Raw genomic sequence first — 12551 nt, forward strand, 5'->3', positions numbered from 1 at the left:
GATCACAAAAAGAACATCTCGCAGGCAAAAAAAAGCGCCGACCCGTCAGGGTCAGCGCGAGAGGATGGGAAAGTGGGCGCTACCGGCTTTTTTCAGCGATATCGCTTTTTTTCGCGAAAGCCGCGAGCCGGGAGAAGCTCGCCGCGGTGTAATAGCTTTTTGGCGCCGGCAGGCGGGCCATGCGTTTGCCGGGCAATAGCTTCAGGGTCGCCAGGGAGTCGAGGCTGTAGTTTTCCCAGCGCTGCGGCAGGGAAAGCGGCAGCGGCGCAGCCTTCTCGCCCGGGACCGGCGTCGGGATGCGGGCATCGCTGACGTCGTAGTTACGGTGGAGCACCAGGTACTTTTCCGGCACCCGGCGCTGGCTGTTCCACCAGTGCCCGTCCAGCATATCGAACTGGAAGCGCGTCATCTGTGCCGGCTTCGCATCCAGTACTGTAAGCGCCTGCATTAACGCGTTGTCCATCGCCGCATCGTACATCTCCAGGCTGGCGGTTTGCCCACTGCGGATCAGCGACACGGCGATGCGGGCGCCGAGCAGGTTAGAGTAGAGATCTTCTGGTGAAAACGCGGACACACCTTCAGAGAAGCCCGGAACGGATTCCCAGCCGTACCACTGGGCGATTTCGTGCCACGCGGCAAGCTGGAACGCCAGCCGGGCCGAAATCCAGGCGGCCAGCGTGTAGCGGTCGAGCGCATTGTCGGGCGGCGTGAAGGCGTTAAACACGATCCGGCGCTTCGCCAGCTCACTCTTCAGGCGCAGGGTAAATGCCTGTCCCAGTTTCGGCTGCAGGTGGCTGAAAATAAACAGCGTTAAGTCTGCGGTATCGCGCACGTGGGCGGTATCAATAAACCCGCCGCGGGCGGTATAGATAATGCCGTTGTTTTCACTGCCTATCCCGGCAAGGTTCGCCAGCCCCAGCAGCATATTGTCGTTATAGCGGTGGTGGCCAAGACCATCGACAGTAATCACGTTATCCAGCTCGTAAAACGGCACCGGAATATTGAGCAGTTCAGCCTTGAGATCGTAGCCAAACGCGCAGCAGGGCCGCAGGCCTTTGGGCTGCGGCAGCGGCGGCGTGGTGGGCCACGCGGTATCGTAGATTCGCTCCAGATCGTCTTTAAGCTGCAGCGACACGGGCAGCGCCGCCTGCGCCACCGTGCCCACGCCTAACAGCAATAATCCTGCCAGCAGGGCTTTCCCTTTCCTCAAAATGCTTCTCCTACCTGAAAATAAAATCCGCTACTGCCTTTACCGACGCCGTAGTCCAGCCGGACATTCATCCGCGGCTTAAACTCAAAGCGATATCCCACGCCCGCAGAGGGCAAAATCCGCCGGTTATCTAACTCACGGACGGCGGGAGCCATTGTACCCGCGCCCAGCCACGCAACAACACCGTGTCGCCAGGCCAGCTTGCGGCGATACTCCAGCTGGCCGCTGACCACATTTCTATCACGATAGCGCCCTTCATAATAGCCGCGCATGCGCTGATTGCTGCCGAGCAGCGGCAGCATATTCCACGGCACGTGGCCCTGGGTGAAATCACCGTTAACTTCCCACGCCAGCACGCTTTTCTGGCTCAGCGGATGATAGCGGCTGGCATGCAGAGACCAGGCATCAAATCGTGTGTCGCTGCCAATTTTCGGAGAATACCTTGTATAGCGAATATTTGCCGTCTGCCCGGTGCGGGGATTGGGCACAAAATCGCGATCGTCCCAGCTCAGCGCCACGCTCAGGCCAGAGCTTAGCACCGAGGCACCGCCGGGCGCGTTCTCTATTCGCCGTGGATCGCCGTGCCTGATATGCGCGGCATCCAGCACCGACAGCGCGCTACCCACGCCAATATAGGCGCTTTCCGCCAGCCGGCGATAGATCATTGGCCGCACGTCCAGCGCTTTTGAGGTGTACTTTTGCTTATCGTGATTGTGCTCGCCCGCAGAAAAGCCGCGGCCCCAGTAGTAGGTTGGCGTATTGCGAATATCGCCATCGAGAAAGAAACGCCAGCGATCGTCGGCGAAAAAAGCATAGTTATTAAAATTAAGTCCAAATGCGCCGGTCGCACTGGCGTAGCCGCTGAGCGACAGCGTTGAGTTCTGGCTTACAGTATCTTTTTTATCGGGACGGTACATGCCTACGGCAGCCACACCGACGCCGATGCCCAGCTCCGGCGTATAAAACGGGCCGGGCATTACGCCCCAGTCGATGCCTTTCGCGGCATCAAAACCACTGCCGGCACCCAGCGGCGCCAGCCAGCGATCGATACTGTTTCGGTCAGGCAATACCGACTGCGCCGACGCGGGAAAAGCGGCTATCCCCAGCGCGCCGAGCAGCGCGCACGTCAGCCGGCGCATCAGAAGCGATACTCACCCGAGACGAAAAAGCTGTTCCGCGCGGCAAAGCCCACTTCGGAAGTGATATTAATATTGCGCGTCAGCGCATATTGCGCCCCCACCAGCACGTTCCACGGCGAGGTCAGGTGCTGCTTAACATCAAAGCGGCCGCGCCCGCTTTTATTCGCCATATTAACCATCTGATCGAGATCGGCCGAAGGCATATGCAGGTCGCTGAGCTTGCCTTTAAACTCCTGCTGCACGTCCTGATACATGGTGCCGACCCACACGTTCAGCTTGCCGTCAGGCATGTGAAGCGTGTCCATCCCGGGGGTGGTAAAGCTGTATCCTACGCGCGGCGACAGCGTAAAAGCGTTGATACTACCGTCGAGAATATCAAAGCGCGTCTCGGTGTAGTTCGCATCTACTGACGTGAACCAGTTGTCGTAGCCGCCGACCAGCGTGGTCCCGACGCCGTAAGTGGTGCCTTTAAAATCGAGCTGGAACTTCATGTTTTGCAGACTAGGCGGGTACATCGTTTTGCCTAACGCATCGATACCGACGCCGATATTGGAAACGGAATGGCCTTTGGTATGGCCAACCAGCCCGTAAATATCCATAAAGGGAAATAGCCAGGTATCCAGCTTCAGGGTTTCTGTTTTGCTTCTTTCACGAGTGTGGCCAACGTCAATTTTAAAGAGGTTGTCCAGCGGGAGCGAACCGAGCGCCAGTCCATTGAATTTGATGCTGTTAACATTTAAATTCTGGCGAATATTCATGTAGTTGATGCTAACACCGAACGGCTCCGGCAGATCGTAGCCTCGCGCGCGCGCCTCATCGCCAAAAAACGGCAGGATCGACGACGAATCCGACTTTATATCGGATGATTCGGTTTTTTTAATAGCGGGATCGCTTTGCGGCGCAGACGCCGGAGAAGCAGTTGAAGTTTCAGACGCCCATGACGGAAGGCCGACGCAAAGCAGACTCAAAAGCGCGGTGCACAAGGAGTTATTCATAGTTAATAAGCGTGTTTGGCAAGGAAGCTGGTAAACGGGAAGACTAAGCTTACGTAAATCCACTTACTTTATGCGTGTATATCCATGCGCTTTAACATTAAATAACAAATTAATGCACCATTGCGGGGCGTTTTATGGCAGTGGCGGCGGCCGAGCGCCCGGAATACCGGACGCTGTAGGCGCTAATCAGGAGAGAACAAATTTTTCAATGGCGTAGGCAACACCGTCTTCAAGGTTAGATTTTGTGACAAAGTTGGCCGCCGCTTTTACCGACGGGATCGCATTGTCCATCGCCGCGCCAATACCAGCATACTGCAGCATGGCTATATCATTTTCCTGATCCCCAAGCGCCATCACCTCTTCCGGCTTGATACCCAGCGTATCGGCCAGCGACTTCACGCCGGTGCCTTTGTTGACGCGCTTGTCGAGGATTTCAAGGAAGTACGGCGAGCTTTTCATCACCGTGTATTTCTCACGAACGCTTGCCGGGATGCGGGTAATCGCGTCATCGAGGATGGCGGGCTCGTCAATCATCATCACTTTCAGCAGCTGAATGTCCTTATCCATTTTTTCAGCTTCGCAGAACACCAGTGGAATGGTGGCAACGTAGGATTCGTGCACCGTGTAGTAGCTGATGTCGCGGTTGGCGGTGTAGAGAGTGTGGCGATCCAGAGCGTGAAAGTGGGAGCCGACTTCGCGGGACAGCTGCTCAAGATAGCGATAGTCGTCATAGCTGAGCGTGGTCTGCGCGACGGTGCTGGCGTCGCCCGCGTTCTGCACCAGCGCGCCGTTGTAGGTGATGCAGTAATCACCCGGGCGGTTCATATCCAGCTCTTCCAGATATTTGTGCACACCGGCATAGGGCCGGCCGGTGGTGAGCACAACTTTGACGCCGCGCTCGCGTGCCGCGCTAATGGCCTGCTTAACCGCCGGAGATATAGTGTGGTCCGGCAGCAGCAACGTCCCGTCCATGTCGATTGCAATGAGTTTAATAGCCATAGGATCCCCAAGATGAGTGAGTTCTTACTCATGCTAACGCGATTTAGCTCAAAAAACAGCAGCGATATGGGGTTTAAACGGGGAGCAAAAAAACGCGAGGCTTCATCATTTGGCGCGGGAATTTCAGGCAGAGGGCGCGCGCCTCTCTGCCCGACAGGCAAGATTAGCTAAACAGCTTACCTTTCAGCAAATTCATGCCGGCAGACAGCAGATCGTTGCCGGAATCTGCGGTGACTTCGCCGTGCGGGGACAGCGCATCAATCACTTTCGGCAGATATTCCGCCAGCATGCCGGAGGCTGCCGCAGTATCAATCCCGAGCTTCGCGCCGAGGTTGGCAACAGCCGGGCTGCCGAGCGCGGCAATAACCTGCTCGCCGCTGATCAGATGGTTCGTGGCATCGTTGGCAAGCCAGGATTCCACTACGTCGTGAAGACCGCCGCTGCGCAGTTTTTCCAGCAGCGCCTGAACGCCGCCCTGTTCGTTAACCCAGCTGAGGATCGCCTGGTATTTACCTGCGTCGCCGCCCAGCATGCCAGCAACCTGATCGAAAAGACCCATATAAACTCTCCTGGTTTTGTTGCAGCCAAAATACTTCATAACTGTAGCACTGGCTAAAAAAAAGCCGCATCTGAAAATGCGGCTGTTGGTTTTCGTAATACTTAAATATCGATGTTCGCCGCTTTCAGGGCATTTTCTTCGATAAAGGCGCGGCGCGGTTCAACTGCATCGCCCATCAGGGTGGTGAACAGCTGGTCGGCGGCAATCGCGTCTTTAACGGTGACGCGCAGCATGCGGCGGCTTTCCGGATCCATGGTGGTTTCCCACAGCTGCTCCGGGTTCATCTCGCCCAGACCTTTATAACGCTGCACAGAGAGGCCGCGGCGGGACTCTTTCACCAGCCACTCCAGCGCCTGCTCGAAGCTGGCGATCGGCTGGCGGCGCTCGCCGCGCTCGATGAAGGCATCGTCTTCAATCAGCCCGCGCAGCTTCTCGCCCAGGGCGCAGAGGCGACGGTACTCGCCGCCGGTCACAAACTCGTGGTCCAGCGGATAGTCGGTGTCGACGCCGTGGGTGCGCACGCGAACGATCGGCTCAAAAATTTGCAGCTCGGTGTTTTCACGTACGTCGAACTTCCACAGGCTGCCGTGCTGCTCGTCTTCGTTCAGATCGGTGATCAGCGCGTTAATCCAGCGGGTTACGGTCTGCTCATCGCGCAGAGACTCTTCCGTCAGCGTCGGCTGATACACCAGCTCTTTGAGCAGGATTTTCGGGAAGCGACGCTCCATGCGGCCGATCATCTTCTGGGCAGCGTTGTATTCGGCCACCAGCTTCTCAAGGGCTTCGCCCGCCAGCGCCGGGGCGCTGGCATTGGTGTGCAGCGTCGCGCCGTCGAGGGCGATAGAGATCTGATACTGATCCATCGCCTCATCGTCTTTGATGTACTGCTCCTGCTTGCCTTTCTTCACTTTATAGAGCGGCGGCTGGGCAATGTAGACGTGGCCGCGCTCGACAATCTCCGGCATCTGACGGTAGAAGAAGGTCAGCAGCAGAGTGCGGATGTGCGAGCCATCCACGTCGGCATCGGTCATGATGATGATGCTGTGATAGCGCAGCTTGTCCGGGTTGTACTCGTCGCGGCCAATGCCGCAGCCCAGAGCGGTGATAAGCGTTGCCACTTCCTGCGAGGCGAGCATCTTGTCGAAGCGCGCCTTCTCGACGTTGAGGATTTTACCCTTCAGCGGCAGGATCGCCTGGTTCTTGCGGTTGCGGCCCTGCTTAGCAGATCCGCCCGCGGAGTCCCCTTCCACCAGGTACAGTTCGGACAGCGCCGGATCGCGCTCCTGGCAATCCGCCAGTTTACCCGGCAGGCCGGCCAGATCCAGCGCGCCTTTACGGCGGGTCATTTCACGAGCGCGGCGGGCCGCTTCGCGGGCGCGTGCCGCATCAATGATTTTGCCTACCACGATTTTGGCGTCGGACGGGTTTTCCAGCAGGTACTCGCTCAGCAGCTCGTTCATCTGCTGCTCGACCGCGCTTTTCACCTCGGAAGATACCAGCTTATCTTTGGTCTGGGAGGAGAATTTCGGGTCCGGTACTTTTACGGAAACGACGGCAATCAGGCCTTCACGCGCGTCGTCGCCGGTGGCACTAACCTTCGCTTTTTTGCTGTAGCCTTCTTTATCCATGTAGGCGTTCAGCGTGCGGGTCATCGCCGCGCGGAAACCCGCAAGGTGCGTACCGCCGTCGCGCTGCGGAATGTTGTTGGTAAAGCAGTAGATGTTTTCCTGGAAGCCGTCGTTCCACTGCAGCGCCACTTCAACGCCAATGCCGTCTTTCTCGGTGGAGAAGTAGAAGACGTTAGGATGGATAGGCGTTTTGTTCTTGTTGAGATACTCAACAAACGCTTTGATGCCGCCTTCGTAGTGGAAGTGGTCTTCTTTGTTGTCGCGCTTGTCGCGCAGGCGAATGGAAACGCCGGAGTTCAGGAAGGAGAGCTCGCGCAGGCGCTTCGCCAGAATTTCGTATTCAAAGTCGGTCACGTTGGTGAACGTTTCGTGGCTTGGCCAGAAACGTACGGTGGTACCGGTTTTTTCTGTTTCGCCGGTCACCGCCAGCGGTGCCTGCGGAACGCCGTGAACATAAATCTGGCGGTGTGTTTTTCCTTCGCGGTTGATCATCAGCTCCAGCTTCTGGGACAGGGCGTTAACCACTGAAACCCCTACGCCGTGCAGGCCGCCAGAGACTTTATAGGAGTTGTCGTCAAACTTGCCACCCGCGTGCAGGACGGTCATGATCACTTCCGCCGCCGAGACGCCCTCTTCCGGGTGAATACCGGTCGGAATACCGCGGCCATCATCCTGTACGGAGACGGAGTTATCCGCGTGAATAGTAACAACAATATCAGAGCAGTGACCCGCGAGCGCTTCGTCGATTGCGTTATCCACGACCTCGAATACCATGTGGTGCAGACCGGTGCCGTCATCCGTGTCGCCGATATACATACCCGGGCGCTTACGCACCGCATCCAGCCCTTTCAGGACTTTGATACTGGAGGAGTCATAAGAATTCGACATCAACGTTTCTCGCTCATTTTCAACTTGGGTTAATCCGCTATTTTACCTTTTTCCACGGTAAACATCTTCGAATTTTCGTCCGACATGTCTATAACGTGCTCAGCGCTGATGGCGCTGACGAAAACCTGAGATTCGGTCGCCTTAAGCCTGCTGGCAAGCAGGCTCCGTCGGGCGTCATCAAGCTCTGAGGCAAAATCATCAATTAGATACAGGCAGCGCCGTCCGCTCTGCCGGGTTAAAAACTCGCCCTGCGCCAGCCTCAGGGCGCACATCAGCAGCTTGAGCTGCCCGCGAGACAGGGTATCCTCCACCGGCGCGCCGTCGGCGCGAATACGAAAATCGGCTTTGTGCGGCCCGTGGGCGGTGTAGGTCAGCATCCGATCGCGCTCGAAGCTGCGCTCCAGCACGTCGGCATAATCGGTCTCTTTCTCCCAGCCGCGCTGGAAGGAGAAGGTGAGGCTGAACTCAGGCAAAAACTGCTTGCAGGTGTCCGCCATATCTTCGGCGATCGCCGCGCTGTACTCGGCGCGCCAGCGGCTTATTTGCTCCGCCAGCGGAATAAGTTCGGTATCCCAGGGGCGCAGCTGCGCGTAGCGGCTTACCTGGCGCAGGGCGGCGTTGCGCTGCTTCACCAGACGCTTGAGATTGCTCCAGGCGGTGAAAAATCCGGGCTCATTGTGAAAGCATCCCCAGTCGAGGAACGCTCTTCTGTATTTGGGGCCGCCGTTGAGTAAAGTAAACCCCTCGGGGGTAATCAGCTGCATCGGCATCAGCAGCGCCAGCTCGGCCACCTTATGTCCGTCGGTGCCGTCAATGCGTACCTTGCTGTCGCCCTGCTTATCTTTGGTCAGACCCAGTGAGATTTCGCGCTCCAAGCCCTTCAGGCGGCCGTGCAGGACGAAAGCGTCCTGCTCGTGGCGAATAACGCGCCCTATTTGCAGGCTGCGAAATGCCCGGCCGTGGCCGAGGGTGTAGATAGCCTCCAGCACGCTGGTTTTACCGCTGCCGTTGGCGCCGACCAGAAAGTTAAAACCGGGAGAGAGAGCGAGATCCGCATTTTCAATATTGCGGAAGTCTTTGATCAGTAATCGGGTCAGCGACATGGTTTAGTCATATCCAGGGCGTGATCGGCGAGTTTAATCTGGATACGGCCAGCAGAACGTAGCGACGTTCACGGGAATTGCCCGCAGCGCTCGCACTCCGGGCCGTCCCGCAGGACGTCCAACATACTGCGCGTTGTGTGCGAGCACCGCCCGGAACCAGAATAACAAGTAGGATAGCCCGCTATTTTCTACAGCCGCATCGGCATGACGACATAGGCCGCGCTCTGGCTGGCGGCGTCTTCAATCTGCACGCTGGAAACGGAATCGGTCAGCAAAATGCGGACATTTTCACACTTCAGCGCGTTGAGCACGTCCAGCACGTAGCTGACGTTAAAGCCGATTTCCATTTCGGTGCCGCTGTAGGTGACGTCGAGGATCTCTTCCGCCTCTTCCTGTTCCGGGTTATTGGCAGTGATCTTGAGCTGGTTCTCGCTCACGTACAGGCGCACGCCGCGGAATTTCTCGTTGGAGAGGATCGCCGCGCGGGCAAAAGCCTGCTTGAGGATGTCGCAGCCCGCAACCAGGTGCTTGTCCGGATTTTTCGGCAGCACGCGGCGGTAGTCCGGGAAGCGGCCGTCGACCAGCTTGGAAGTAAAGATAAAATCGCCAACGTGGGCGCGGATGTTATTACTGCCGATCTGCACCCGCAGCGGGTTATCGCCGCCGTCGAGCATGCGCATCAGTTCGATAACCCCTTTACGCGGCACGATCACCGAATGGTTCGGCAGCGTTTCGCCAATCGGCATCGAGCAGACCGCCAGGCGGTGTCCGTCGGTGGCGACCGTGCGCAGCTCTTCGCCTTCGGTTTCGAACAGCATACCGTTCAGGTAATAGCGTACGTCCTGATGGGCCATTGAAAACTGGGTCGCTTCAATCAAGCGCTTCATGGTGGCCTGCGGCAGCGTAAACTCCACTTCGCTCTGCCAGTCGTCGAGATTCGGGAAGTCGGCGGCAGGCAGCGTGGACAGCGAGAAGCGGCTGCGCCCGGAGCGCACCAGCATGCGGTCGCCCTCAAGCTGTACGGCAATCTCGGCGCCTTCCGGCAGGCCGCGGCAGATATCAAAGAACTTGCGCGCCGGCACGGTGGTCGCGCCCGGCTCGTGCGGCTGGATCAGCGCGACGCGGGCAACCATTTCCATTTCAAGATCGGTCCCGGTCAGCGACAGCGCGCCGTCGGCGACCTGCAGCAGCAGGTTACCGAGGATAGGCAGCGTCGGACGCCCGCCTAGCGGACCGCTTACCTGCTGCAGCGGTTTTAATAAGTGTTCACGTTCAACGGTAAATTTCATAGCGTCACGAAGATAATGTTCTGATTAAATTGGAAAAATCTTCTTTGATGTCGTGGCTCTCTTCACGCAGCTGCTCGATCTTGCGGCAGGCGTGCAGCACGGTTGTATGGTCACGGCCACCAAATGCATCGCCGATTTCCGGCAGGCTGTGGTTCGTCAGCTCTTTCGCCAGCGCCATCGCCATCTGGCGCGGACGCGCGACGGAACGCGATCGCCGCTTCGAGAGCAGGTCGGCGACCTTAATTTTATAATACTCCGCCACCGTTTTCTGAATATTGTCGATGGTGACCAGCTTTTCCTGCAGCGCCAGCAGATCCCTGAGCGCCTCGCGCACGAAATCAATGGTGATCGCCCGGCCGGTAAAGTTGGCGTTGGCGATGACGCGGTTCAGCGCCCCTTCGAGCTCGCGCACGTTTGATCGCAGACGTTTGGCAATAAAGAACGCCACTTCTCCCGGCAGACGAATGTCGTTTTCGTCCGCTTTCTTCATCAGGATCGCTACGCGGGTTTCCAGCTCCGGCGGCTCAATGGCCACCGTTAAGCCCCAGCCGAAGCGCGATTTCAGACGATCCTCAACGCCATTGATCTCTTTTGGATAGCGATCGGAGGTCAGGATGATCTGCTGATTGCCTTCCAGCAGGGCGTTGAAGGTGTGGAAAAACTCTTCCTGGGATCGTTCTTTATTGGCAAAAAACTGGATGTCATCGATCAGCAGCGCGTCGACGGAGCGGTAGTAGCGCTTGAACTCTTCAATGGCGTTGTTCTGAAGGGCCTTAACCATGTCCTGCACAAAGCGCTCAGAGTGCATGTACACCACTTTCGCATTCGGCTTGCGGGCAATAATGCCGTTGCCGACGGCGTGCAGCAGGTGCGTTTTACCGAGGCCGGTGCCGCCATAAAGGAACAGCGGGTTATAGGCGCCGCCCGGGTTGTCCGCGACCTGGCGTGCCGCCGCGCGGGCCAGCTGGTTCGATTTACCTTCAACGAAGTTATCGAAGGTATTTTTAAAATTGACGTTGGAGCGGTAGGACGGCTCCGCCGGGGCCGGCACGTTATCCCAGCCGTGGCGCGCCTGCGGTGCCGCGCGGGCAGCCTGAACCGGCGCCTGCGCCTGAACGGCCACCTGGGCCGTCTCTCTTGTTACGCGAGCGGCGGGCCTGGCGCCCACTTCGAAGCGCAGCTGAGGCGCATCGGATCCGCAAAAATCGTTCAACAATCCATTGATATTATTTAGGTATTTATCCCTTACCCAATCGAGGACGAAACGGTTTGGCGCATACAAAGCCAGCGTGTTATCGCTCAGTTCCGCCTGCAAGGGGCGGATCCACATGCTGAATTCTGTGGCTGGTAACTCATCCTGCAATCGGGCAAGACACTGCTGCCAAAGCGAAAGTGACACGGCGGACTCCACTCGAACAAAAAAGGGTGAAACTGAATTAGTGATTGTGACACGCGCCGAAAAGACCCAGTGCATGAGGGTGACGCGCGAACCGCTATCAGCGGTTGTTTTCCCCGTTCAGGATCGAGGATCCCGATCGGGACCGCGGATCATAGCCTAAACAGAGCCAGAGATCTTCTGTTTCTCACAGATTCTTGCCTGGTTATCCACAGGCTCAGATCCGAGCCGGTTTAGTGTAATCGATCCTGGCAGCCCTGCGGTGATTTCCTCGCCAATATCGGAAAATTGACTTAATACGGCTAATTTCCAGCGGAATCGATCTTATAAAGATCCCGGCGATCCTTGCGATTTGGATCCCAGGACGTATAATCGCCAGCCCGGTACGCGCAACGTGAAACGCGCGCCGTACAATGCTCATTTTCCAGGCGCTTTCCGCGTGAAAACGTGCGGAAATAGGCGGGAAACAAGGTAAAGAGAATTGACTCCGGAGTGTACAATTATTACAATCCGGCCTCTTTAATCACCCACGCTGAGGCGTTAGTCGTTCGAAACTCGTTCGGGTATACGCAAAAGTCAGTGAATTTATTCAAGTTTAGGTAGAAATCGCCATGAAACGCACTTTTCAACCGTCTGTACTGAAGCGCAACCGTTCTCACGGCTTCCGTGCTCGTATGGCTACTAAAAATGGTCGTCAGGTTCTGGCACGTCGTCGTGCTAAAGGCCGCGCTCGTCTGACCGTTTCCAAGTAATAAAAGCTAACCCCTGCGTGGTTAAGCTCGCTTTTCCCAGGGAGTTACGTTTGCTAACTCCCACTCATTTCACCTTCGTCTTCCAGCAGCCATTACGGGCCGGCACGCCGCAAATCACTATTCTCGGCCGCCAAAATTCGCTGGGGCATCCCCGTATCGGTCTCACCGTCGCCAAGAAAAACGTCAAGCGCGCCCATGAACGCAATCGGATTAAACGTCTGACGCGGGAAAGCTTTCGTTTACGCCAGCACGAACTTCCGGCAATGGATTTCGTGGTTGTGGCGAAAAAAGGGGTTGCCGATCTCGATAACCGTGCACTGACAGAAGCGTTGGAAAAATTATGGCGCCGTCACTGTCGCCTGGCTCGCGGTTCCTGATAGCCCTTATCCGGGTTTATCAACGCCTGATTAGTCCGCTACTCGGGCCACACTGCCGTTTTACCCCCACCTGTTCGCAATACGGAATTGAGGCATTGCGCAGGTTTGGTGTGATAAAAGGCAGTTGGTTGACGGTGAAACGCGTATTAAAATGCCACCCTTTACACCCGGGTGGAGACGACCCCGTCCCACCATCTAAAACCAGAGAACACTAAC

General features: G+C 57.0%; 12 protein-coding genes. 3 read left to right on the plus strand and 9 right to left on the minus strand.

Translation table 11 applies throughout. From position 1 onward, the window contains the following. Nucleotides 1–79 precede the first annotated feature (79 nt). The 9 genes from QZ766_RS04545 to dnaA all read right to left on the minus strand — a co-directional run bounded on the left by QZ766_RS04545 (nucleotide 80) and on the right by dnaA (nucleotide 11209). A complete protein-coding gene (locus QZ766_RS04545; protein ID WP_297198069.1) occupies nucleotides 80–1129 on the minus strand; it encodes a DUF4056 domain-containing protein in 1050 nt (349 codons plus the stop codon). 77 nt (nucleotides 1130–1206) lie between these two features. Beyond that, on the minus strand, nucleotides 1207–2349 hold the full coding sequence (locus tag QZ766_RS04550) for a BamA/TamA family outer membrane protein (protein WP_297197865.1): 1143 nt from the start codon (nucleotides 2347–2349) through the stop codon (nucleotides 1207–1209). Next, on the minus strand, nucleotides 2349–3344 hold the full coding sequence (locus QZ766_RS04555) for a hypothetical protein (RefSeq protein ID WP_297197868.1): 996 nt from the start codon (nucleotides 3342–3344) through the stop codon (nucleotides 2349–2351). Before QZ766_RS04555 ends, QZ766_RS04550 begins: the two co-directional genes overlap by 1 nt. 186 nt (nucleotides 3345–3530) lie before the next feature. Continuing rightward, nucleotides 3531–4343: a sugar-phosphatase gene (gene yidA, locus QZ766_RS04560; RefSeq protein WP_297197871.1), complete on the minus strand. Its 813-nt coding sequence runs from the start codon at nucleotides 4341–4343 to the stop codon at nucleotides 3531–3533. Between the two features lie 163 nt (nucleotides 4344–4506). Next, entirely contained in the window at nucleotides 4507–4902 is a 396-nt protein-coding gene (locus QZ766_RS04565; protein WP_297197874.1) for a YidB family protein, read from the minus strand. 101 nt (nucleotides 4903–5003) lie between these two features. Further along, nucleotides 5004–7418, minus strand: a complete 2415-nt coding sequence (gyrB, locus tag QZ766_RS04570) for a DNA topoisomerase (ATP-hydrolyzing) subunit B (RefSeq protein WP_297197877.1) — start codon at nucleotides 7416–7418, stop codon at nucleotides 5004–5006. A 29-nt stretch (nucleotides 7419–7447) separates the two neighbouring features. Further along, nucleotides 7448–8521 carry a DNA replication/repair protein RecF gene (recF, locus tag QZ766_RS04575; RefSeq protein WP_297197880.1) on the minus strand — a complete coding sequence of 358 codons (1074 nt, stop codon included), beginning with the start codon at nucleotides 8519–8521 and terminating at the stop codon, nucleotides 7448–7450. Between the two features lie 188 nt (nucleotides 8522–8709). Then, the gene (gene dnaN / locus QZ766_RS04580) at nucleotides 8710–9810 is read right to left on the minus strand and encodes a DNA polymerase III subunit beta (RefSeq protein WP_297197883.1); all 1101 of its coding nucleotides are present in this window, start codon (nucleotides 9808–9810) and stop codon (nucleotides 8710–8712) included. 4 nt (nucleotides 9811–9814) lie between these two features. After that, a complete protein-coding gene (gene dnaA / locus QZ766_RS04585; RefSeq protein ID WP_297197888.1) occupies nucleotides 9815–11209 on the minus strand; it encodes a chromosomal replication initiator protein DnaA in 1395 nt (464 codons plus the stop codon). Between the two features lie 608 nt (nucleotides 11210–11817). Between dnaA and rpmH the strand changes: the two genes are divergently transcribed. Genes rpmH through yidD form a run of 3 tightly spaced genes read left to right on the plus strand, consistent with a single transcriptional unit; the run spans nucleotide 11818 to nucleotide 12550 of the window. Next, nucleotides 11818–11958: a 50S ribosomal protein L34 gene (rpmH, locus tag QZ766_RS04590; protein ID WP_000831330.1), complete on the plus strand. Its 141-nt coding sequence runs from the start codon at nucleotides 11818–11820 to the stop codon at nucleotides 11956–11958. A 17-nt stretch (nucleotides 11959–11975) separates the two neighbouring features. Continuing rightward, nucleotides 11976–12335, plus strand: a complete 360-nt coding sequence (gene rnpA, locus QZ766_RS04595; protein ID WP_297197905.1) for a ribonuclease P protein component — start codon at nucleotides 11976–11978, stop codon at nucleotides 12333–12335. Further along, the gene (yidD, locus tag QZ766_RS04600; protein ID WP_297197908.1) at nucleotides 12299–12550 is read left to right on the plus strand and encodes a membrane protein insertion efficiency factor YidD; all 252 of its coding nucleotides are present in this window, start codon (nucleotides 12299–12301) and stop codon (nucleotides 12548–12550) included. Before rnpA ends, yidD begins: the two co-directional genes overlap by 37 nt. Nucleotide 12551 lies beyond the last annotated feature (1 nt).

Origin of the sequence: uncultured Pluralibacter sp., assembly GCF_913775985.1 — a bacterium.
In the GTDB taxonomy this organism is placed as follows: domain Bacteria; phylum Pseudomonadota; class Gammaproteobacteria; order Enterobacterales; family Enterobacteriaceae; genus Pluralibacter.

Coding starts and splice junctions, on each gene's coding strand:
- QZ766_RS04550 (WP_297197865.1), bottom strand. CDS start 2,349: ATGCGCCGGCTGACGTGCGCGCTGCTCGGCGCGCTGGGGATAGCCGCT.
- QZ766_RS04555 (WP_297197868.1), bottom strand. CDS start 3,344: ATGAATAACTCCTTGTGCACCGCGCTTTTGAGTCTGCTTTGCGTCGGC.
- yidA (WP_297197871.1), bottom strand. CDS start 4,343: ATGGCTATTAAACTCATTGCAATCGACATGGACGGGACGTTGCTGCTG.
- QZ766_RS04565 (WP_297197874.1), bottom strand. CDS start 4,902: ATGGGTCTTTTCGATCAGGTTGCTGGCATGCTGGGCGGCGACGCAGGT.
- gyrB (WP_297197877.1), bottom strand. CDS start 7,418: ATGTCGAATTCTTATGACTCCTCCAGTATCAAAGTCCTGAAAGGGCTG.
- recF (WP_297197880.1), bottom strand. CDS start 8,521: ATGTCGCTGACCCGATTACTGATCAAAGACTTCCGCAATATTGAAAAT.
- dnaN (WP_297197883.1), bottom strand. CDS start 9,810: ATGAAATTTACCGTTGAACGTGAACACTTATTAAAACCGCTGCAGCAG.
- rpmH (WP_000831330.1), top strand. CDS start 11,818: ATGAAACGCACTTTTCAACCGTCTGTACTGAAGCGCAACCGTTCTCAC.
- yidD (WP_297197908.1), top strand. CDS start 12,299: ATGGCGCCGTCACTGTCGCCTGGCTCGCGGTTCCTGATAGCCCTTATC.